Here is a 22,190-nt window from a genome sequence, read left to right on the forward strand (position 1 = left end):
GCGTAGCCATGCTTGCGTATTACTTCGATCTTGCCGTGCACAGCCTCAAGCGGCATCGCGTGCTTACCGCGCTGATGGTGCTGGCCATTGCCATGGGCATCGGCGCAAGCATGACCACGCTGACCGTGCTGCACGTGCTGTCGGGCGATCCGCTGCCTCAGCGCAGCGGATCGATCTATTACCCGCAGATCGACCCGCGCAACCTGGTCGACTACAGCCCGAAGGTGGAGCCGCCCGAACAGCTCACCTGGGTCGATGGCATGTATCTTTTGCACGCCAGGCGCGCCGTGCGTCAGGCGCTGATGACCGGCGGCATGGTGCCGCTGCAGCCGGCGCAGTCGGCGATCGATCCTTTCCAGGCGGCGGCGCTGTACACCAGCTCGGATTTCTTCCCGATGTTCAACGTGCCGTTCAAGTACGGCACGGGCTGGGGCGAGGCGGAGGACGCGGGCAAGGTGCGTGTGGCGGTGATCAGTTCGGCGCTGAACGACAAGCTGTTCGGCGGCAAGAACAGTGTCGGTCAGATGCTGCGGCTGCAGGAGACCGCCTTTCGCATCATCGGCGTGCTTGGGGACTGGCATCCCAATCCGCATTTCTATGAGTGGTACATGGGCGGCTACGACAGCGACGAGGACGTCTACCTGCCGCTGACCACGGCGCGCGACCTGAAGATGGAACACGACGGCTCCACCGATTGCTGGGGCAATTCGGGCGGCGATCCGGATCACCTGGAAACGGTCAACTGCACGTGGCTGCAATTCTGGGTGCAGTTGGATACGCCGGCGAGCGTGGCCGATTACAAGCGCTTTCTCGAACACTATTCGCAAGACCAGCACCGTGCCGGACGGTTCCTGCGTCCGCCGAACGTGCGTTTGCGCAGCCTGATGCAGTGGCTGGACTACCTCAAGATGGTGCCCAGCGACGCACGCCTGCAAGTGTGGCTTTCGCTGGGTTTTCTGGCGGTATGCCTGATCAATACCGTGGGCCTGATGCTGGCCAAGTTCATGCGCCGCTCGACCGAGCTGAGCGTGCGCCGTGCGCTGGGCGCATCGCGGCGCGCATTGTTCGGGCAATTGCTGATGGAGTCGGGCGTGATCGGCCTGCTGGGCGGCGCGGGCGGCTTGCTGCTTGCGCTGCTTGGCCTGTGGCTGATCCGCCAGCAGCCGGCCGACTACGCCGACCTGGCGCGCATGGACATCAGCATGTTGCTGACTACGCTGCTCATTGCGGTGCTTGCCAGCTTGATCGCCGGCCTGCTGCCGGCCTGGCGCGCCTGCCGCGTCGCTCCGGCTCTGCAGTTGAAGGGGAATTGAGATGGATATACGGCCCATTCTTTCCACGCTGCGCCGGCACAAGTTCACCGCCTGTCTGCTGATAGCGGAAATCGCGCTGACCTGCGCCATCGTCTGCAACGCGGTGTTCCTGATCGGCCAGCGCCTGGAGCGCATGCAGATCACCACGGGTGTGGCCGAGCATGAGCTGGTATACATCCAGATGGCCTATGTCGGTATGCGCCCCGACGGCGTGGCGCGTGGTGCACAGGATCTTGCCGCGTTGCGCCAACTGGCGGGCGTGCGGTCGGCGACGACGACCAACGAGATTCTTTTCGGCGGGTCGTCGTCCAACATGGGGCTGCGCATCGACCCGAACCAGCAGACCGATACCCTTAGCGCTTCGCAGTACTTCGGCGAAGGCATCGTGCCGGCGTTCGGCTTGCAGCTCGTTGCCGGGCGCGATTTCCGGCCGGAGGAGTACCAGGACCTGGACAAGGTGTTCGCGGCGCTGCGCCGGGGGGATTCGAACGCATTGCCCCGGTCCGCGCTGGTGACCCGCGCGGTCGCCGATCGCCTCTGGCCGGGCCAGGATCCGCTCGGCAAGCAGATGTATGTGGGGCAAGGCATCGGGCTTACGGTGATCGGCGTGGTCAAGCAGCTGTCGCGGCCGAACAACTTCCAGATGGGCGCGCAGTACAGCGTGATCAACCCGATCCGCATCGCGATGTCGCAGGGTGCCGTCTACGTATTGCGCTGCGCGCCGCAAGATCGCGATCAAGTGCTGAAAGAGGCGCTGGCGACATTGAAGGCGCTCGATCCCAACCGGATCGTGCTCAAGAAGGGCACCGTGGACCAGCTGCGCCACGATTACTTCCGCGACGATCGCGCGATGGCCGGCATTCTGGTGGGCGTGTGCCTGGCGCTGTTGATCGTCACCGCACTGGGCATCGTGGGCCTGGCCAGTTTCTGGGTGGCGCAACGCAATCGCAGCATCGGTGTGCGCCGCGCACTGGGTGCCACGCGCCGCAACATCCTGCATTACTTCCAGACCGAGAATTTTCTATTGACCAGCATCGGCATCGCCCTGGGCATGGTGCTGGCCTACGGCATCAATCTGTTCCTGATCGTGCGCTACGAATTGCCGCGACTGCCGGCGATCTATTTCCCGGTGGGCGCGATCGCGCTGTGGGCGATCGGGCAGGCGGCGGTGCTGGGCCCGGCGTTGCGCGCCGCGGCGGTGCCGCCGGTGGTGGCGACGCGGGCTGCCTGAGGAGCGCTGCATGTTCGGTTATTACCTGGATCTGGCCTGGCGCAGCCTCAAGCACAGCAAGGTGCTTACCGCGCTGATGGTGCTGGCCATCGCCGTGGGCATCGGTGCCAGCATGACGACACTGACCGTGATGCATCTGCTGTCCGGCGATCCGCTGCCGGGCAGGAGCGGATCGATTTTCTACGCGCAGATCGACGCCACGCCGCCGCTTTCGCCCAACCATCATGACGAGCCGCCGGATATGCTTGACGACCGCTCGGCGGTCGATCTGTGGCGCGCGCACCGCGCGGACCGGCAGACGCTGGTGGTGGAAAGCCCGGTGAAGATCGCGGCGCAGGATGTGCAACAGCCGCCTTCGATGGGCATGCTGCTGTCGTCCACGGCGGACTTCTTCACCATGTTCGACGTGCCATTCCAGTACGGCGGACCATGGAGCGCGGACGATGACATGCGCCACAGCCGGGTGGCGGTGATCTCGGCCGATCTCAACGACAAGCTTTTTGGCGGCGCCGACAGCGTCGGCCGCATCCTGCGCTTGCGCGATGCCGATGTGCGCATCGTCGGTGTAATGAAACCCTGGCGCCCGACCCCGCAGTTCTACTCTGTGGTGGGCGGGCGTTTTTCGCACGGCCAGACCGCCGACTACTACGCCAAGCCGCAGGACGTCTATACGCCTTTTTTTACCGGGCTTGACATCAACGACGGCCACTTCGAGCAATTCAACTGCTGGAGTCCGCCGAAGGTGGCCGGCCACCTGGTCGGCGCCGGGTGCGTGTGGATCGGCCTTTGGGTGGAACTGGACTCCGCGGCGAAAGTGCGCGCCTATCGCGCCTTTCTCGCCGACTATGCCGCGCAACAGAAGGCCGCCGGCCGCATCGGGCATGCGGACAACACCCGCTTGCGCGATCTGATGAGCTGGCTGCAATTCAACCAGGTGGTGCCCAGCGACGTGCGCGTGCAGACGTGGCTGGCGCTGTCCTTCCTGGTGATCTGCTTGTGCAACACGGTGGGCCTGCTGCTGGTGAAATTCCTGCGGCGCGGCGGCGAAATCGGCATTCGCCGCGCGCTGGGTGCATCGCGCAGGCAGATTTTCTTGCAATGCTTGATGGAAGCGGGCGCGATCGGCGTGCTGGGTGGCGCCGGTGGCTGGCTGCTTACGCTATTGGGGCTTGAATGGGTGCGCGCGCAGCCGGTGGCTTATGCGGACTTGGCGCACATGGACACGGCGATGTTCGGTGCGACCTTCCTGCTGGCGTTGCTGGTCAGCCTGGCGGCGGGCGCGGTACCAGCCCTGCATGCGAGCCGGATCGCTCCGGCGCTGCAATTGAAAACGCTTTGAGGTGCGCACCATGCAGATAGCCCCGATTCTCGCCGCGCTGCGCCGCCACCGCGTCGCGACGTTCCTGATCGCGCTGGAGATCGCGCTGGCCTGCGCGGTGCTATGCAATGCGTGCTTTCTCATCGTCAACCGCATCCAGTCCATGCAGATGGTCAGCGGCGTGGACGAAAGCGCGCTGGCGTTCATTGCGGTCGACGGCTACGCGCCCAAGCGCGCGGCCGATCTCAATGCGCGCATGGTGGCGGGGCTTTCGGCCCTTGAAGGCGTGAAGGCGGTGGGCATCATCAACACCGTGCCGTTCGACGGGCGTGCCGCCATGAACGGCGTAACCACCGATCCGAACCGGCAGCACTACGATCACACCGTCAACACCTACCTGGGCGACCCGGCGAGTCTGCATATGCTGGGCCTGCGCCTGCTGGCCGGCCGCCTGCCCACGCAAGACGAATACCGGCCGATCGTGGACAGCTTCGTGCCCAAGGATTCGCTGGTGCTGGTGACGCGTTCGCTGGCCGACGCGCTGTGGCCGGGCCAGGACGCGCTGGGCAAGGAGTTCTGGTGCGTCGACTTCCATTTTCGGGTGATCGGTGTGGTGGACCACCTGGCTATTCCCCAACCGGAAGGCCGCGGGCCGGGCAGGGGCGACTATTCGGTCTTCGTGCCGGTGCTGCCGCAGGATCAGCTTGCCGGCACCTACCTGATCCAGGCCGCGCCGCAGGATATGCCGCGCGTGTATCGCGAGGCGATGATGGCGGTGCCAAAGATCGCGCCCGAGGTCGTCTACGATCACCAGGACAGCGGCATCATCGGCGACTTGCGCAGGCTTTACTTCCGCAGCGATCGCGCAATGATCGAAATCCTGCTGGGCGTGATCCTTGCGCTGACGCTGGTGACCGCACTGGGCATCGTGGGCCTGGCCAGTTTCTGGGTGCAGCAGCGTCGCCGGCAGATCGGCATCCGCCGCGCCATCGGGGCCACCCGCGCGGACATCCTGCGTTACTTCCAGACCGAAAATTTCCTGATCGTCAGCATGGGCATCGTCATCGGCGTGGTGCTGGCCTATGCGCTGAACCTGCTGCTGATGAAGACGTACGAAGTCACGCACCTGCCCGCCGCGTACTTGCTGATCAGTGCGGTGGCGCTGTGGGTGCTGGGCCAGTTCGCGGTGCTTGGCCCCGCGCTGCGTGCCGCCGGGGTGCCGCCGGTGGTGGCGACGCGTTCAGGTTGATGGTGGCCCGATGGCGTGCGCGCAGCGATCGACTGGGTGGACAATGGCCGCCATCGGGCGCGATGCACGGCCTTGGCGCCGGCCTGCGGCCGTCGTGACCCATTTTCCTATACGTAGGCCAGCGGTCATGGCAACCTTTTCGCTGGGAGCGGCATCCATGCCTGCATGTGTAGGAAACGAATGCGTACCGTACTGATCATCGACGACAACCCGGCCGTGGGCGAAGCCCTGTCGCTGCTGCTGTCGCTGCACGACATCCGCCCGCTGACCGCGCTGACACCCGAGGAAGGGCTGGCGACGCTGGAGCGCGAGTCCGTGGACGTCGCCATCCAGGACATGAACTTCACCGCCGACACCACCTCCGGCGAAGAGGGCGTGGAGCTGTTCCGCGCCATCCGCCAGCGCCATGCGGACCTGCCGCTGATCCTGCTGACGGCCTGGACGCACCTGGAAACGGCGGTGGAACTGGTCAAGGCCGGCGCGGCCGATTACCTGGCCAAGCCCTGGGACGACGCCAAGCTGCTGGCCACGGTGGAGAACCTGCTGGAACTTTCCGAGTCCACGCGCGAGGTCAATCGCACGCGACTGGAGCGCCGCAAGCGTCGCGAGGCGTTGCAGCGCAAATACGATCTGGATGGCCTGGTGTTCGCCTCCGAAGCCATGGCGCGCACGCTGGATCTGGCCTGCCAGGTGGCCCGCTCGGACGTACCGGTGCTGATCACCGGCCCCAACGGCGCGGGCAAAGAACGCATCGCGGCCATCGTGCACGCCAACTCGGCGGTGCGCAACGGGCCGTTCATCGCGGTCAACTGCGGCGCGCTGCCGGGCGAGCTGATCGAGGCGGAGCTGTTCGGTGCCGAAGCGGGCGCCTACACCGGCGCCAACAAGGCCCGCGAGGGGCGTTTCGAGCTGGCCGATGGCGGCACGCTATTCCTCGACGAAATCGGCAACCTGCCGCTGCCGGGCCAGATGAAACTGCTGCGCGTGCTGGAAACGGGCCAGTTCGAACGCCTGGGGTCAGGCCGCACGCGCAAGGTGAAGGTGCGCGTGCTCAGCGCCACCAACGCCGATCTCAAGGCGATGATCCGCGCCGGCACCTTCCGCGAGGATCTGTATTACCGCCTCAACGTGATCGACGTGAACCTGCCGCCGCTGTCCGAGCGCATCGACGACATCCTGCCGTTGGCCGAGTACTTCCTGGCCGGGCGCGCGCAGCTGAGCGATGCGGCGCGCGAAGCCCTGCTGGCTTATGCGTGGCCCGGCAACGTGCGCGAGCTGAAGAACGCCATCGAGCGCGCGGCCCTGCTGGCCGGCGCCGGCCCGATCACGCCCGAGCAGCTCAACCTGCCGCAAATTACCGGGGCCGCTTCGGTGCGCAACCTCGACGAGCCCAGCCGCGAAGTGGTGGAGTCGGCGCTGCAGAAGGCCGAAGGGGTGGTCAGCCGTGCCGCGCAATCGCTGGGCCTTTCGCGCCAGGCGCTGTACCGGCGGATGGAGCGTTACGGATTGATCTCTCAGACATGACCTTCGGGCAGTGTTGATACTGGCGCCGACGTTGTAGAACATGGCCATGTTCCGGGGGAGAGCGCCGATGCCGCACCGCATGCCGCTGAGCAGGGCCCGACGATGCGCCTGAGGTCGCTGGAAGGGCGCCTGACGCTGTTGCTGGCCCTGGCCGCGCTGACCGGTGCGCTGGTCTATATCGGCGTCACCGAATGGCCATTGCCGCAAATACTGGCCTGGATGCAGGACGCGCTGCCGCACACCGCCTTCGCGCGTCCTTCACGCATGGGCGTGGTGATCATCTGCGCGGCGGTGTTGCTGCCGTTGTCGTGGTGGCTGGGCCATATCGTGATGGAACCGGTCAAGCGCCTGCTGCGTGCGCTGGAAAGCGCTGTAGCCAGCTATCGCGACGGCGACTTCAGCATCTCCATCGCGCAGAACCGCCGCGACGAACTGGGCGACCTCATCCACATGCACAACGAACTGGGGCAGACCCTGCGCGAGCAGCGCCAGAACCTTGCCCAGCGCGAATTGCTGCTGGATACGGTGGTGCAGAACACGCCGGTCGCGCTGGTGCTGACCGATGCCAATGGCCGCGTGGCCTACGCCAACATCGCCGCGCGGCATCTGTTCAATGAGGGACGCAGCCTCAACGGCCTGCATTTCGCCAGCTTGATCGAAGATGCGCCCGAAGCCTTGCGCAAGGCGATCGAGGGCACCGAAGACGCGTTATTCAGCGTGGAAATGGATGGCAGCGAGGAGACCTTCCATCTCTCCCAGCGCGCGTTCCGCCTGCAGGGGCGGCCGCATCGTCTGCAACTGTTCCGGCGCATGACGCGCGAACTGTCGCGACAGGAGGTGGCGGCGTGGAAGCGCGTCATCCGCGTGGTCAGTCACGAGTTGAACAATTCGCTGGCGCCCATTTCCTCGCTCGCCCACTCCGGCGCGGAGCTGGCGCGGCGTGGCGACGTGCAGCGCCTGCCCGGCGTGTTCGCCACCATTGGCGAACGCGCCCGGCATCTGCACGGTTTCATCGATGGCTATGCGCGCTTTGCCAAGTTGCCGGCGCCGCGCGTGGCGGCGGTCCAGTGGCGTCCGTTTCTGGATGCGCTGGCCCTGCATTGCCAGTTCCAGCTGCACGGCAAAGTGCCGGCACAGCCGGGCTGGTTCGACGCGGTGCAAATCGAGCAGGTACTGATCAACCTGATCAAGAACGCGCACGAATCGGGCAGCGCGCCGGACGGCGTCACGCTGGCGCTGAGCACGATCGGGCACGAGTTGCGCATCGAAGTCGCCGATCGCGGCCCGGGCATGAGCGAAGCGGTGCTGGCGCAGGCGCTGCTGCCGTTCTATTCCACCAAGCGTTCCGGCACCGGTCTGGGCCTGGCCTTGGCGCGCGAGATCAGCGAAGCGCATGGCGGGCGTATCGCCCTGGCTAATCGCGAAGACGGCGGCCTGCGCGTGACCCTGGTGCTGCCGCAGACGAGCGCGGCGGGGTGAGGTTTGTCCCGCTTAGCCATCCAGCGGGCTCGTGGCGGCAACAATCGGCTTGATCTGACAACCGTTCAAGCACTGCGCTGACATCGTGACGCGGCAAGCCGGCCGGTCGGCCAACAAGGGTAGCCACGTTCGACGTCCATCCAGCCGGCGGATCGCCCAGCTGGCCCTATACTTGACCGATCACAAGGAGGATTGCCATGGGCACCGCTTTCGCACTCATCGTCATTGCCGTCGCGATCGTGGTACTGGCCAAGCTGGTACGCATCGTTCCGCAAGGTTACGAATGGACGGTCGAACGCTTCGGCAAGTACACCAGCACACTGACGCCGGGCCTGCATTTTCTGATCCCTTTCATCTATGCCGTGGGCCGCAAGATGAACATGATGGAACAGGTGCTGGACGTGCCCAGCCAGGACGTCATCACCAAGGACAACGCGGTCGTCCGCGTGGACGGCGTGGTGTTTTACCAAGTGCTGGATGCGGCCAAGGCCGCGTATGAAGTGTCCAGTCTCGAACAGGCCGCGCTGGCGCTGGTGATGACCAACATCCGTACCGTGCTCGGCTCCATGGATCTGGATGAATCGCTGAGCCAGCGCGACGCGATCAATGCGAAGCTGCTGACGGTGGTGGACGAGGCCACGCATCCGTGGGGCGTGAAGGTCAACCGCATCGAGATCAAGGACATCGCGCCGCCGCGCGACCTGGTCGATTCGATGGCCCGCCAGATGAAGGCCGAGCGCGAAAAGCGCGCGCAGATCCTGGAAGCGGAAGGTCAGCGTCAGAGCGCGATCTTGAAGGCCGATGGCGAAAAACAATCGGCCATCCTTGCCGCCGACGGCAGGAAGGAGGCCGCTTTTCGCGAAGCCGAGGCACGCATCCGCCTGGCCGAGGCCGAGGCGCAGGCGACCAAACTCGTTTCCGACGCCATTGCCAGCGGCGACGTCAACGCCCTGAACTACTTCGTGGCCAACAAGTACGTCGAGGCGCTGAAGGAAATGGCCCATTCGCCGAATCAAAAGATGCTGCTGATGCCGGTGGAAGCCAGCGGCATCATCGGCTCGCTGGCAGGCATCGCCGAACTTGCGAAGGAGTCGCTGTCGCAGCAGCAGGAGAAACTCACCGCGCGTCGTCCACCCACTTAAGCTGGGCCGGGCGTAACGTCAGGACGCAACAGACGGCCCGTGCCGCCGTTGCGCGGGCCGTGACCAAGACACTCAAGGAGCCGACCATGTTCGCAAGCGTTGCCGCGCATTATCTGTGGTGGATCGTTGCGCTGGTGCTGATTGGCATCGAGGCGGTCGCGCCCGGGTATTTCATGCTGTGGGTCGGCATCGGTGCGGCGGCGACGGGGGTACTGGCATGGATTGCGCCGGGTCTGCCGTTGCTGATCCAGGCGCTGGTGTTTGTGGTGCTGGCGTTCGCGTCCTGCGCGATCTACTGGTACGCGCTTCGTCCGAAGCTGCAACACGACCAGGCGGACGCGGCACGTCTTAACCGCCGCGGCGAGCAATTGATCGGCGAGCGCTACGTGCTGATCGAAGCGATCGTCAATGGGCGGGGCAAGGCGCGCGTGGGCGATGGACAGTGGCGGGTAAGCGGACCGGATTTACCTGTCGGCGCCACGGTCGAGGTGGTGGCGGTGGAAGGCACCACGTTGAAAGTGCGCCCCGGTTGAATGCATGCCTTCCGTTTCGCCTTCACCGCCTGTAGTCGATGGCGCATACACAACAGGCGGCGCTTGCGGTAACAATGTCTGCATGCGTCCATTCACCACGTCCATCGTTACGTCCCGCTCCGCCACCCCTGCCAGGGCGGCGACGGCATGAGTGTCCCGTTCGCCACTACCGCGTTCAATACGCGTATTGCGTTCCTGATGGAACTGGCCGGCCGGCTGCACAAGTACGGTGCGTCGTCGCCTCGCCTTGAAATGGCCATTTCCGGTGCGGCACAGCGCATCGGCTTGAGCGCGGAGGTGTGGTCGAGCCCCACGGCGATCATTATTTCCTTCTCGGATCTGGCCCAGGGCGAAGAAGGGCGCCTGGCGCAGGCCACGCAAGTGGTGCGCCTGTCTCCCGGCGACGTCAATCTCGACCGACTCTGCCGCGCCGATGAAATCGCCGACCGGGTGATCGCCGGCCAGTTGGATCTGCGCGAGGGGTTTCGCCTGCTGCGCGGACTGGAACTGCCCGACACGCGGCGCCAGAAAGTGGCACTGGTCGGCAGCTACGGCCTTTCGGCCGGCGCGATCGATGCGCTGTTCCTGCACAGCACCTGGGTGGACGTCCTGGTGGCGACGGCCGTGGGGCTGATCATCGGCGGCATCACCATCCTTTCGGCTACGCGGCCGCGCCTGGCGGTGGCCAGCGATGCGATCTGCGCCATGGTGGCCACGCTGGTGGCGATCATGTTCAGTGCATTCGTGGTGCCGCTGGCGATCAAGTCGGTCGTGCTGGCGGGATTGATCATCCTGGTGCCGGGCATGACGCTCACTACCGCGGTGCGCGAGATTTCGAGCCAGCACCTGGTCTCGGGCATGGCGCGCATGGGCGGTGCGATGGCGACCTTGCTCAAGCTCACCTTCGGTGTGGCTGCCGCCACGCAGGTGTGCGCGGTATTGGGCATCCAGGCGCGCGATTTCGAGCTGCCGGCGTTGCCTGCCTGGGTGGATTACCCGGCGCTGCTGGTGGCCGCGATCGCCTTCGCGGTGCTGTTTCGCGCGGCGCGGCGCGACTGGCCGGTGGTGATCGGCGCGGTCATCGTGGGTTATCTGGCCACGCGCCTGGGCGGCATGGTGTCGGTCAATTTGCCGGCGGCGCCGTTCGGCGTCTTTCTAGGCGGCTTGCTGCTCAGTGCGTTGTCCAATCTTTATGCGCGATATGCCGGACGTCCGGGCGCGGTCGTGCGCGAGCCGGGCATTCTGTTACTGGTGCCAGGCAGTGTGGGGTTTCGCAGCGTTTCCTATCTGCTTGAGCGCAATACCACGCTGGGTTTCGATACCGGCATCCTGCTGGTAACCCTGCTCATTTCGCTGGTGGGCGGGTTGATGTTCGGCGAATTGCTGGTCGCACCGCGGCGGTCCCTTTAAAAGCGAGGGCCGTTCTGCGAAGACGGGACATGCGCCGGTATCGCAGCGATAGATGCCATATGCCTTGAGGGCCGGTTTGCGGCGTTGGCCATTTTCCCTGTTCGATAATCGCCGAAAAAACTGGATCCAGCCGCCCATCCATAACGCCGTTGCAGGCAGCTGCTATTGGCCTGGGAGATGCCGGTTCATCAGGCCAAAATAAATACGCACAGAATTGGCAGGTACAAATCGGTTGGATAAAGATCCATTTGCGGTTGAAACAACAAAACGCCGGCAAAGGCCGGCGTTTTGTGGGGGCCAAGCAGGCGCTGAATCAGATCGCCAGATCCTTTTCCTTCTTGCCGGCCTTCAAGGCATCGCTGAACCAGCGCGGACGCTTGCCGCGCCCGGACCAGGTCTGCTCGGGATCGGCCGGGTTGCGGTATTTGGGTGCCACTGAACCGGTGCCGCGACGCTTGGCGCGCACGCCGGTCCCGAATATATCCTCGAACGTATAACCTTCAGCCTTGATCAGCGCGTGGACTTTTTCGCGCAATTTGCCGACTTTTTCCTTGCGCAGCTCATTTTGGCGCAGTTGTGCCTTGCTGATCAGGTCATTGAGCTGATTATGGTTCAGGCTCTTGATATCAATGGCCATGGGGTAGCTCCGGTAACAAGATTAAAAGGGGCATTCCGGGATAATGGATTATGTGATTAATGCCCGGAAGCCTATTTGATTCTCCCGCATAGATTGGCCGATTGCAAAACCACGTCGGCGAGATAATCGGTCATTGCATGTAGGGATCATCTTATTTGCATATTTCAATATCGTTAATGGCGGTGCCTTGGAACGCGGTGTGCCGCGTAGCGGCCGCAGCAAAGAAAAGCCGCATTGAGCGGCTCATTAAGCGGCTTTTCCTTGTGCCGAAGAACGGATCTCAGCCAAGCAGATCGAACAATGCCTCGCGCGTCATGGCGCTGGACTCGGCGGCATTGCGCGCGCGGTATTCCAGGGTGCCGGCGGCCAATCCACGCTCGCTCACCACCACGCGATGCGGAATGCCGATCAATTCCATGTCGGCGAACATCGCGCCGGGGCGCAGGCCGCGGTCGTCCCACACGGTGTCGATGCCGCGCGCGGTCAGTTCGTTGTAAAGCGACTCGGCGGCGGCATGGACCTCCGGTGCGTTCTTGGGATTGATTACGCACAGTGCCACGCGCCACGGTGCCATCGGCTCGGGCCAGACGATGCCGGCTTCGTCATGGCGCTGCTCGATCGCGGCGGCGACGATGCGGCTGACGCCGATGCCGTAGCAGCCCATCAGCATCACCTGCTTCTTGCCCTGGTCGTCGAGCACGGTGGCGTCGAGCGCTTGCGCGTACTTTTTGCCGAGCTGGAACACGTGGCCGACCTCGATGCCGCGCGCGATGCGCAGCGTGCCCTTGCCGTCGGGCGAAGGATCGCCCGCCACCACCTGGCGGATGTCTTCCACGCGCGTGATGCGTGCGTCGCGTTCCCAGTTGGCGCCGGTGTAATGGGTGTCGTTGGCGTTGCCGCCGCAGATGAAATCGGCGAGCACGGCCGCGCTGCGGTCGACGATCACCGGGATCGACTCGGGCAGGCCGACCGGGCCGATGAAGCCCGGACGCGTGCCGGTGGCCGCGAGAATTTCCTCCTCGGAGGCGAGCAACGATTCGTCCGGCAGTTCGGCCAGCTTGGCCGCTTTCACTTCGTTGATCTCGTGGTCGCCGCGCAGGCACAGCGCGACGAGGCCGTGCTTGCCGCGCACCAGCAAGGTCTTGAGGGTGCGCTCGGCGCCGACGCCGAAATGCGCGGTAACGTCCTCGATGGTGCGCACGCGCGGTGTGTCCACGCGCACAAGCGCCGCCGCCGGGGCGGGGCGTGGCGTGGCCGGGGCGAGCGCTTCGGCTTTCTCGATATTGGCCGCGTAGTCCGAACCGTCGGAGAAGATCAGCGCGTCTTCGCCCGAGTCGGCCAGCACCTGGAACTCGTGGCTGGCGTTGCCGCCGATGGCGCCAGTGTCGGCCTGCACCGCGCGAAACTGAAGGCCAAGGCGCGTGAAGATGCGCGTGTAGGCCTGGTACATCGCCTCGTAGGTTTCGCCCAGCGATTCGGGCGTCAGATGGAAGGAGTAGGCATCCTTCATCAGGAATTCGCGCGCGCGCATCACGCCAAAGCGCGGACGGATCTCGTCGCGGAACTTGGTCTGGATCTGGTAGACGTTGATCGGCAGCTGCTTGTAGCTTTTGAGTTCGTTGCGCGCGAAGTCGGTGACCACTTCCTCGGCCGTGGGGCCGTAGCAGAATTCCTGCTCCTTGCGGTCCTTGATCTTCAACAGCTGGCCGCCGAATTTCTGCCAGCGGCCGGTTTCCTCCCACAGCTCGCGCGGCTGGATGGAAGGCATCAGCATTTCGATGGCGCCGGCGCGGTTCATTTCCTCGCGCACGATGTGTTCCACCTTGCGCAGCACGCGCAGGCCCAACGGTGACCAGGTGTAGAGGCCGGCGGCAAGCTTGCGGATCATGCCGGCACGGATCATCAGCTTGTGGCTGGCGATTTCAGCGTCGGCGGGGACTTCCTTGACGGTGGCCAGGTGGAATTGGCTAAGGCGCATGTGCGGCGAATCCGGGGGTTAAAGGCGCGATTATAGCCGCCCGTGCGGCTCTCCCGCGTTTGCCCGGCACCGTGTCGCGCGATCAGCTGCCGCAGTATTGCTGGTAGGTGGACTGGTTGGCGTCCAACTGCTGCTTGCGCTGGTCGGCGTTCAGGACCTGCTGCTGCCCGCCGTTCTGCATCACGACCGGGGCGCTGCCTTGCAGGGTGGTTATGTTGGCTTTGAGCGAGGAGCACATCTTGGCGCGGTTTTCCGGCGTATCGGCCACCGGCGGATTGCTGTTGCTGTTGTTTTGCGCGGCGGGTGGCGGTGCGGATGGGGCGGCGGAAGCGCTCGATCCGGGCGAAGCCGGCTCGTCCGCGCCGCTCACGGTGACTTGGCTGTACTTGGTACCGGCCGGAGGCGGGGTCTCGGAGTAGTGCGTGGTGCCATGGGCATCGGTCCACTTGTAGACCTGGGCCAAGGCCAGCGGCGCGACCAGCAACAGCGCAAGAGCGATGGACAGACGACGCATGGGCGGGCTCCGAAGCATGGGCATGTGATGTACTAGTTAACAACCCACGCGATCCGGACTCAAGCGCCGGATGGTTTACACTGCGCGCATCCCGTCACGGATTGATCCATGAGCGACACCACGCCAGTCCGGGCGCCAAGGCATCCCGGTATTTACCTGTTGCCGAACCTGTTCACGACCGGCGCCATGTTTGCCGGCTTTTACGCCATCGTCGTCAGCATCGGCGGCCGGTTTACCGAGGCGGCCATCGCCGTGTTCGTGGCGGCCCTGCTGGACGGCATGGATGGCCGCGTGGCGCGCCTGACCAACACCCAGAGCGAATTCGGCGTGCAGTACGACTCGCTGTCGGACCTGGTGAGCTTCGGCCTCGCCCCGGCGCTGGTGATGTACAACTGGTCGTTGTCGAGCCTGAGCGAGTACGGGCCGCTGTGGGGCAAGGTCGGCTGGGCGGCCGCGTTCATCTATGCCGTTTGCGCGGCGCTGCGCCTGGCGCGCTTCAATACGCAGGTGGCGGTGATCGACAAGCGCTATTTCCAGGGCCTGGCCAGCCCCGCCGCGGCGGCGGTATGCATGTCGTTCGTGTGGAGCATGGAGAAATTCGGCATTTCCGGTCCGGAGCTCGACATGTTCACCCCCTTCATGGCGGTGGCGGTGGGTCTGCTGATGGTTAGCCGCTTTCGCTACTACAGCTTCAAATCGCTGCCGATGGGGGACAAGGTGCCGTTCCTGTGGATCCTGATCGGGGTGCTGATCCTGGTGCCGTTTTTCGTCGATCCGCCGCGCGTGTTGTTGGCGGTGTTTTCGCTTTACCTGCTGTCCGGGCCGGTGCTGACCCTGTGGGGCCTTGCCACGCATCGCCGGCGCCCGCGCCGTGGAGCGGTATGAGCGTGCCCGCCGCCAGCCTGGCGCATCGCGAGCGCCTGTTGCGCGCGCTGGGCGTGGTGCCGTGGCGGCTGCGCGCGGTGGCTCCCGCGCTGGCGGAGCCGGGGGCACTCGCCGCGGCGGAGTGGCCGGTTCAGGTCGGCGCGGCGGTGGTGGTGCTGCCGTCCGGGTGCGCGGTGCGCGAGTTGGACCTGATCGGGCGCGTGCTGTACGCCTGTGGGCCGCAGCTGGCGCGTGCGGCGCGGATCGAGGCGACCGATGGCCAAACCATGCAGGTGCCGCATGCGCGGGCCTATCTGGTGTTCGGCCAGGCGCAGGCGCATGCGTTGGGCCGCGCCCTGCCCGCCGAAGTGATGCGCGATGCGCACATCGTGCTGGCCGATGCGCCGGGCCAGATACTGGGCCAGGCGGCGTCCAAGCGCCGACTCTGGCATGCGCTGCGCAGCATGCGCCGCGCCCTTGCGGAAGGCGGCAAGGCGTAATGGTGGCCGTGGCGCGCCCTTCGCTGGAAATGCGGGCCATGCGCCGGGACGACCTGCCGCGCGTCAGCGCGCTGGAAAACGCCTCCTACGATTTTCCGTGGACGATGGGCATCTTTGGCGATTGCCTGAAGGCCGCACATCCTTCGTGGGTGCTGTGCCTGGAAGGTCGTATCGTCGGCTACGGCATTCTTTCGGTGGGTGCCGGCGAGGCGCATATCCTCAACGTGTGCATCGATCCGGAGCAGCGCGGCCAGGGCTTTGGCCGTCACCTGATGCGTCGCTTGCTGGACATCGCGCGCTGGAACGGTGCCGAGCGGGTGTTCCTGGAAGTGCGGCCGTCCAATCCGAATGCGCAGCAGCTGTATGCGTCGATGGGGTTTCGCGAGATCGGCCGGCGGCCACGGTATTACCCGGCGCACGGCGGGCGCGAGGACGCCATCGTGATGGCGTTGGAGTTTCCTGCTTCGTAACTGCGGCCTTTTTTCTTCTCTAGTCACACGCGAAGCGGCCTTTGCCCCCTCTCCCCTCGGGGAGAGGAAGAAAAGCATCGCGCTTGTGGCATTTGGTTACTTCCTCTCATCACGACGAGAGGAAGAAAAGCATCAGCCCAGCTTCTGCAACTGCTCGCGCAACGCCGAAGCCTGCGTTCCCCAATCGGCGATGCGCTGACGCTCCTGCGCCACCACCTCGGCCGGCGCATTGGCCACGAAGTTCGCATTGCCCAGCTTGTTCTCGCACTTCTTGATTTCGCCTTCGATGCGGCCGATTTCCTTGGCCAGGCGCGCTTTTTCCGCACCCAGATCGATCAGCCCGGCCAGCGGAATCAGCACGCGCAGGCTACCGACAACGGCTGCCGCCGCGGCCGGTTCGTCGGTGCCAGAGGCGATCCATTGCGGTGCATCCACGCGTGCGAGGAAGCTGATTTGTGCGGCAAACTTGGCGGCGCGCGCGCGGTCTGTCGCGTCGCCGTCGGCGAGCAGCAGCGGAATGGTCTTGCCGGGCGCGATGTTCATTTCCGCGCGGATGCGGCGGATGCCGCTCAGCACATTTTTGAACCATTCGATTTCCGCCGCCGCCGCGTTGTCCGCGGCGACTTCCCCCGCCTTCGGCCACGGTCGTTGCAGGATGCCGTCGGCGTTGATGCCCAGCTTGGGCGCCACCGATTGCCAGATTTCTTCGGTGATGAACGGCACGATCGGATGCAGCGCGCGCAGCACGGTTTCCAGCACGACCACCAACGTGTGGCGCGTGGACGCCGCGGCAGCTGCGTCGTGGCCGTTCAAGGCCGGCTTGGAAAGCTCCAGGAACCAGTCGCAGAACTCGTTCCAGGTGAACTCGTACAGCGCCTGCGCCAGGAGGTCGAAGCGATAGCTGGCGAAATGCTGTTCCACTTCGCCCAAGGTTTGCTTCAGCCGCGTAAGAATCCAGCGCTCGGCTTCGGTGGCGGGCGCACCCTGCGGTGCGGGCAGCTGGCCCTCGGGCAAGTTCATCAGCACGAAGCGCGCGGCATTCCACAGCTTGTTGCAAAACGCCTTGTAGCCTTCGGCGCGCTTGATGTCGAAATTGATCGTGCGGCTATAGCTGGCCAATGCGGCGAAGGTAAAGCGCAGCGCATCGGTGCCGATGGCGGGGATGCCGCCGGGGTAATCCTTGCGGATGCGCTTTTCCACTTTTTCGCGCACTTGCGGAATCAGCAGCGACCTGGTGGATTTTTCCACCAGCGGTTCGAGTTCGATGCCGTCGATCAAGTCCAGCGGGTCGAGGGTGTTGCCCTTGGACTTGGACATCTTCTGGCCTTCCGCGTCGCGCACGATCGCATTGATGTACACCTCGCGGAACGGCACCTGGCCGGTGAAGTACTTGGTGGCCATCACCATGCGCGCAACCCAGAAGAAAATGATGTCGAAGCCGGTAACCAGCACCGCGCTGGGCAGGAAGATCTTGTCGTGCTGCCAGTCGGCCACCACGTCGCCGCGCTCGTTTTTCACCGGGCCATTCGCCGGCCAGCCGAGCGTGGAGAACGGCCACAGCGCGGAGCTGAACCAGGTGTCGAGAACATCTTCATCCTGCTTGAGCGCACCGACCGGCGCGATGGATGCGTGCGCGCGCGCGTCCGCTTCGTTTTCGCCCACGAAGATGTTGCCGGCCTGGTCATACCACGCGGGAATGCGATGGCCCCACCACAGCTGGCGGCTGATGCACCAGTCCTGGATGTTTTCCAGCCATTGCGTGTAGGTGGTAGTCCAGTTTTCCGGTACGAACTTGATGTCGCCAGCGCGCACGGCGTCGAGTGCGGGTTCGGTGATCGCCTTGCGGCCGTTGTCGCTGGTGAGGTCGACGAACCATTGGTCGGTAAGCATCGGCTCGATCACCGCGTCCGAGCGCTGGCTTACCGGTACCTGCAGTTTGTGCGGCTTGGTTTCGACCAGCAGGCCAGCCGCTTCCAGATCGGCCAGCACGGCTTTGCGCGCTTCGTAGCGATCCATGCCCTGGTATTTCGCCGGCGCGTTGGCGTTGACCTTGGCGTCGAGCGTGAAGATCTCGATCGGCGCAAGCTTGTGCCGCTGGCCGATGGCGTAGTCGTTGAAGTCGTGCGCGGGCGTGATCTTCACGCAACCGGTGCCGAATTCGCGGTCGACGTAGTCATCGGCGATCACCGGAATCGGGCGGCCGCTGAGCGGCAGCGTCAGCGTCTTGCCGATCAGGTGCTGGTAACGCTCGTCATCCGGATGCACGGCCACGGCGACGTCGCCGAGCATGGTTTCCGGACGCGTGGTGGCAACGACGATGCTTTCGCCGCTGTCGGTGACCGGATAGCGGATCGACCACATGTGGCCGTCGCGCTCGACGTTGTTCACCTCCAGATCGGACACCGCCGTGCCCAGCACCGGATCCCAGTTCACCAGGCGGTTGCCGCGGTAGATCAGCCCCGCGCGATACCACTCCACGAATACTTTGCGCACCGCGTCGGAAAGGCCCTCGTCCATGGTGAAGCGCTCGCGCGACCAGTCGGCGGCCACGCCAAGACGGCGCATCTGGTTGGTGATGGTAGAGCCCGATTCCTCCTTCCACTGCCACACGCGTTCGACGAACGGCTCGCGGCCCAGGTCGTGGCGCGTCTTGTCCTGCGCCGCCAGCTGGTTTTCCACGATCTTCTGGGTGGCGATGCCGGCGTGGTCGGTGCCCACCTGCCAGAGGGTATTGAGGCCGCGCATGCGCTGGTAGCGGATCAGCATGTCCATCACGGTCTGCTGGAAGGCGTGGCCCATGTGCAGGGTGCCGGTGACGTTCGGCGGAGGCAGCAGGATGCAGTACGGCTCGCCGTGCCCCGACGGGCGGAATACGTCGGCGGCTTCCCAGCGGGCATACCACTTCGACTCGATCGGGCGGGGCTCGAAACTCTTTTCCATCGGGGACTCGCGTTTGCGCGCCTGGACCGCGGCACGCTTGGGGTTTGGGCGTAAAACGGTCATTGTACGGGGCAGGGGCGGACCTGCCAAAGCGTGCGACGGAAGGGCGTTAGGGTCAGCCCGGGCTTGGATAAATCCGATATATTTCCCGGCTGGCCTTCGGGCGATCACGAGCGGGTGGCGGGCAGGGATGGAAATGCGGAACGAGGTCGATATCGCGGCGGCTGGCCTGCCTCATCCGGCCATCCTGCCGTCGCGGCCGAAAGTGGTGGTCTGCATGACCAACCACGAGCGCCCGGACTGTGCGCGCATCAACCAGGAAATCATCAAGCTCAATTACCCCGAGCCGTGGCTGATCGTGCACGCCTGCTCGGATCAGACCTACCAGCCGCATCGGGAAGACGTGCTGGTGCGCTGCCAGCCGCGCACCATCATCTATGGCGCGCTGAACCTGCTGCAGCAGTCCTGCCGCGCCGCGGTGGAGATCTACAACCCGCAGTACCTGGTGCATGTGGAGGCCGATACGTGGGTGTTCGACCAGGCCGTCATCCGGCGCTATATCGATTTGCTGGATCGCAACCCCCAGGCATATCTGGCCGCATCCACCTGGAGCACCGACCAGCGCCCGCAATGGCGGCGCCTGCGCAACCCGTTCGCGAAGGCCAAGCTGGGCCTGGCCAGGCTGGCGCAGGCGCTGGGCAACGATTTCTACATCAAGCGCAAGCAGACTTTGTCGACGCAGTTTTTCATCGCGCGCAACGACCCGCGTTTCTTCACCATGATGGATGGCATCCAGCCGACCATCGAGAACACCCTCGAATACGATTTTTACCAGGCCTTCGTGCGGGAATTCGGCGCGCACGCGTTCATCAAGATCAAGGAACGCGAGCCGGTGCATCCGCTCAATCGCCACTGGTGCCCCGCGTTGACGCTGCATGCGCAGCATTGGCCCGAACAACTGCCGCGGCCGGCGGACTTGCCCGCGGACGGCACGCCGCGCCAAGGCGTGTCGGGCCAATACGACATTCCCGGCAAGAAGGAAGTGCTGGCAGCGCATGGCTTCAAGCATATCGGTCCGGCCATGCGCCAGTTGCTTGAAGCCACCGATACCAGCTACTACAACCCCAAGGCAAAACGTTATTGACGCATTCGGTGCGAGAATGGCCCGATGAACCTGCTAGCCATCGAAACCGCCACCGAAGCCTGTTCCGTCGCCCTGGTCCACGGCGAAACTGTTATCGCTCGCACGGAGCTTGCGCCGCGCCGTCACGCCGAACGCGTGCTGCCCATGGCCGACGAACTGCTCGCCGAGGCCGGCATCGGCAAGCACGCGCTGGATGGGATTGCCGTGGGGCGCGGCCCCGGCGCCTTCACCGGCGTGCGCCTGGCGGTGTCGCTGGCGCAGGGCATGGCGATGGCGCTGGACGTGCCCGTGGTCACCGTGTCGTCGCTGGCGGCATTGGCGCTGGAAGCACCCGAGGACGATGCCGACATCCTGGCCGTGATCGACGCGCGCATGGGCGAAATCTACGCGGCGAGCTATCGGCGCGATGGCGCGGGCGGATTGGTCGCGCTGGACGAAGAACGCGTATGCACCGCCCAGGCGCTGCTGTTGCCGCAGGCAATGGCCTGGAACGTGGTAGGTAGCGGCTGGGCCACCTATCAGGACACCTTGCTCGGCAAGCTGGCCGGGTCGCTTCGTTCGGCCGAAAGTGCCCGCTATCCGCAGGCACGGCATGTGGCAACGCTGGCGGTGAGTGAATTCAAGGCGGGGCGGGCACAGGCGCCTGAGCTGGCGTTACCGGTGTATCTGCGCGACAAGGTTGCCTTGACGCTGGCCGAGCAGGGGCGCTGAGCTTTTTCGGATCGAAAGACAAAACCAGCGTCCTCGTGTTCATGCGTTTGATGGATGGTGTCCGGAAAATCACCAAGACCGACGATACGAGAGACTATCGCTAGCAGCTCCGCCTGGTTCTTTGCCTTCTCGCTCCGTGAAGAGGGGCAAAGAAAGATCAGAGCTGCCCGATTACCAACTGCACCAGCAGGCTGCTGACCGACACTGCCGCCCACACGCCCAGGCCCAGGAGGATCGGACGCACGCCGGTCGCCGCCATCTTGCGCAGGTTGGCCGACAGGCCGATACCGGTGAGCGCCACGATGATCATGAACTCCGCGGCCAGGTGGATCGCCGGCTGGATCGCCACCGGCACCAGGCCCGCCGTGCGTACCGCCGAGGCGACCAGGAACCACAGGATGAACCAGGGGAAGATACGCGCCAGGCTGAAATCGCCGGTTACGCCCGAGTCCTTCGAAGCGCGCTTGGCTCGCAGCGCCGTAATCACCGCCAGCACCAGGCAGATCGGGATGATCAGCGTCGCGCGGGTCAGCTTCACGATCGTGGCGTAGTCGCCCGCCGCCGTGCTGTAGCTGTAGCCGGCCGCCACCACCGATGACGTATCGTTGATCGCCGTGCCCGCCCACAGGCCGAAACCGAGGTCGGACAGGTGCAACATGTGCCCCAGCAGCGGGAACAGCAGCACCGCGACGACGTTGAACAGGAAGATGGTGGAGATCGCAAACGCCGTATCGTGATCGTCCGGCTTGATGATCGGCGTCACCGCCGCGATTGCCGAGCCGCCGCAAATGGCCGTGCCCACGCCGATCAGGATCTGCAGCTTGTCGTGCACCTTCATCAGCCGGCCCAGTGCGTAGGCGGTGACGAAGGCGGTAGTCATCGTCACCATCGTCACCGCGAGCGATTCCAGTCCGGTTTTGGCAACCTGGGTGAGGCTGAGGCCGAAGCCCAGTGCGATGATCGACCATTGCAGGATCTGCTTGCTGGCGAACTGGATGCCCGGATTGAAACTGTCCGACGGCGAGAGCAGGTTGCGCGCCAGAATGCCGATCACAATGCCGAACACCGGTCCGCCGATCAGCGGCACGCGATGCCCCAGCCACCAGGCGGCCAGGGCAATGCCCAACGCGAGGGTAAGACCGGGGAGGCGAAGGCGAAGGCTGGAGGTGGTCATGGGAATGGCGGTAGCGTTCATGGCGGCGTGGCCGGTGGGGGATGGGCTTATTGTCCGCG

General features: G+C 64.8%; 19 protein-coding genes. 14 read left to right on the plus strand and 5 right to left on the minus strand.

Annotation, left to right across the window (positions count from 1 at the left end; translation table 11 throughout):
- Positions 1 to 8 precede the first annotated feature (8 nt).
- The 9 genes from VME63_RS16540 to VME63_RS16580 all read left to right on the plus strand — a co-directional run bounded on the left by VME63_RS16540 (position 9) and on the right by VME63_RS16580 (position 11,199).
- Entirely contained in the window at positions 9 to 1,313 is a 1,305-nt protein-coding gene (locus tag VME63_RS16540) for an ABC transporter permease (RefSeq protein ID WP_325434457.1), read from the plus strand.
- A 1-nt stretch (position 1,314) separates the two neighbouring features.
- A complete protein-coding gene (locus VME63_RS16545) occupies positions 1,315 to 2,544 on the plus strand; it encodes an ABC transporter permease (RefSeq protein ID WP_325434458.1) in 1,230 nt (409 codons plus the stop codon).
- Positions 2,545 to 2,554: 10 nt separating this feature from the next.
- Complete coding sequence (locus tag VME63_RS16550; protein ID WP_325434459.1) at positions 2,555 to 3,883, plus strand: ABC transporter permease; 1,329 nt, start codon at positions 2,555 to 2,557, stop codon at positions 3,881 to 3,883.
- A gap of 10 nt (positions 3,884 to 3,893) precedes the next feature.
- The gene (locus tag VME63_RS16555) at positions 3,894 to 5,111 is read left to right on the plus strand and encodes an ABC transporter permease (RefSeq protein ID WP_325434460.1); all 1,218 of its coding nucleotides are present in this window, start codon (positions 3,894 to 3,896) and stop codon (positions 5,109 to 5,111) included.
- Between the two features lie 180 nt (positions 5,112 to 5,291).
- The gene (locus tag VME63_RS16560; protein ID WP_325434461.1) at positions 5,292 to 6,635 is read left to right on the plus strand and encodes a sigma-54 dependent transcriptional regulator; all 1,344 of its coding nucleotides are present in this window, start codon (positions 5,292 to 5,294) and stop codon (positions 6,633 to 6,635) included.
- A gap of 102 nt (positions 6,636 to 6,737) precedes the next feature.
- Complete coding sequence (locus VME63_RS16565) at positions 6,738 to 8,114, plus strand: sensor histidine kinase (protein WP_325434462.1); 1,377 nt, start codon at positions 6,738 to 6,740, stop codon at positions 8,112 to 8,114.
- A gap of 197 nt (positions 8,115 to 8,311) precedes the next feature.
- Positions 8,312 to 9,256, plus strand: coding sequence for an SPFH domain-containing protein (locus VME63_RS16570; protein ID WP_325434463.1), 945 nt, complete (start codon positions 8,312 to 8,314; stop codon positions 9,254 to 9,256).
- Between the two features lie 86 nt (positions 9,257 to 9,342).
- Positions 9,343 to 9,789, plus strand: a complete 447-nt coding sequence (locus VME63_RS16575; RefSeq protein WP_325434464.1) for an NfeD family protein — start codon at positions 9,343 to 9,345, stop codon at positions 9,787 to 9,789.
- A 147-nt stretch (positions 9,790 to 9,936) separates the two neighbouring features.
- On the plus strand, positions 9,937 to 11,199 hold the full coding sequence (locus tag VME63_RS16580; RefSeq protein ID WP_325434465.1) for a threonine/serine ThrE exporter family protein: 1,263 nt from the start codon (positions 9,937 to 9,939) through the stop codon (positions 11,197 to 11,199).
- Positions 11,200 to 11,512: 313 nt separating this feature from the next.
- Here VME63_RS16580 and VME63_RS16585 read toward each other — a convergent pair whose 3' ends face one another.
- The 3 genes from VME63_RS16585 to VME63_RS16595 form a co-directional block, all read right to left on the minus strand.
- Entirely contained in the window at positions 11,513 to 11,836 is a 324-nt protein-coding gene (locus tag VME63_RS16585; protein WP_325434466.1) for an H-NS histone family protein, read from the minus strand.
- A 280-nt stretch (positions 11,837 to 12,116) separates the two neighbouring features.
- Positions 12,117 to 13,814, minus strand: coding sequence for a proline--tRNA ligase (locus VME63_RS16590; protein ID WP_325434467.1), 1,698 nt, complete (start codon positions 13,812 to 13,814; stop codon positions 12,117 to 12,119).
- Positions 13,815 to 13,896: 82 nt separating this feature from the next.
- A complete protein-coding gene (locus tag VME63_RS16595; RefSeq protein WP_325434468.1) occupies positions 13,897 to 14,328 on the minus strand; it encodes a DUF4124 domain-containing protein in 432 nt (143 codons plus the stop codon).
- 108 nt (positions 14,329 to 14,436) lie between these two features.
- Between VME63_RS16595 and pssA the strand changes: the two genes are divergently transcribed.
- From pssA to rimI, 3 genes are read left to right on the plus strand one after another with little or no spacing between them, the layout of a single operon-like run.
- A complete protein-coding gene (gene pssA, locus VME63_RS16600; protein WP_325434469.1) occupies positions 14,437 to 15,213 on the plus strand; it encodes a CDP-diacylglycerol--serine O-phosphatidyltransferase in 777 nt (258 codons plus the stop codon).
- Positions 15,210 to 15,692 carry a hypothetical protein gene (locus VME63_RS16605; protein ID WP_325434470.1) on the plus strand — a complete coding sequence of 161 codons (483 nt, stop codon included), beginning with the start codon at positions 15,210 to 15,212 and terminating at the stop codon, positions 15,690 to 15,692. Before pssA ends, VME63_RS16605 begins: the two co-directional genes overlap by 4 nt.
- Complete coding sequence (rimI, locus tag VME63_RS16610) at positions 15,692 to 16,162, plus strand: ribosomal protein S18-alanine N-acetyltransferase (RefSeq protein WP_325434471.1); 471 nt, start codon at positions 15,692 to 15,694, stop codon at positions 16,160 to 16,162. The genes VME63_RS16605 and rimI overlap by 1 nt, the downstream gene beginning before the upstream one ends.
- 132 nt (positions 16,163 to 16,294) lie before the next feature.
- Here the strand turns inward: rimI and VME63_RS16615 are convergent, their stop codons facing one another.
- A complete protein-coding gene (locus tag VME63_RS16615; protein ID WP_325434472.1) occupies positions 16,295 to 19,102 on the minus strand; it encodes a valine--tRNA ligase in 2,808 nt (935 codons plus the stop codon).
- Between the two features lie 196 nt (positions 19,103 to 19,298).
- Between VME63_RS16615 and VME63_RS16620 the strand changes: the two genes are divergently transcribed.
- Both VME63_RS16620 and tsaB read left to right on the plus strand, forming a co-directional pair.
- Positions 19,299 to 20,246, plus strand: coding sequence for a hypothetical protein (locus VME63_RS16620; RefSeq protein WP_325434473.1), 948 nt, complete (start codon positions 19,299 to 19,301; stop codon positions 20,244 to 20,246).
- Positions 20,247 to 20,270: 24 nt separating this feature from the next.
- Positions 20,271 to 20,957, plus strand: a complete 687-nt coding sequence (gene tsaB, locus VME63_RS16625; protein ID WP_325434474.1) for a tRNA (adenosine(37)-N6)-threonylcarbamoyltransferase complex dimerization subunit type 1 TsaB — start codon at positions 20,271 to 20,273, stop codon at positions 20,955 to 20,957.
- Positions 20,958 to 21,114: 157 nt separating this feature from the next.
- Here tsaB and VME63_RS16630 read toward each other — a convergent pair whose 3' ends face one another.
- The gene (locus tag VME63_RS16630; RefSeq protein WP_325434475.1) at positions 21,115 to 22,152 is read right to left on the minus strand and encodes a YeiH family protein; all 1,038 of its coding nucleotides are present in this window, start codon (positions 22,150 to 22,152) and stop codon (positions 21,115 to 21,117) included.
- Between the last annotated feature and the right edge of the window lie 38 nt (positions 22,153 to 22,190).

Source organism: Dyella sp. (assembly GCF_035503745.1).
Lineage (GTDB): Bacteria > Pseudomonadota > Gammaproteobacteria > Xanthomonadales > Rhodanobacteraceae > Dyella_B.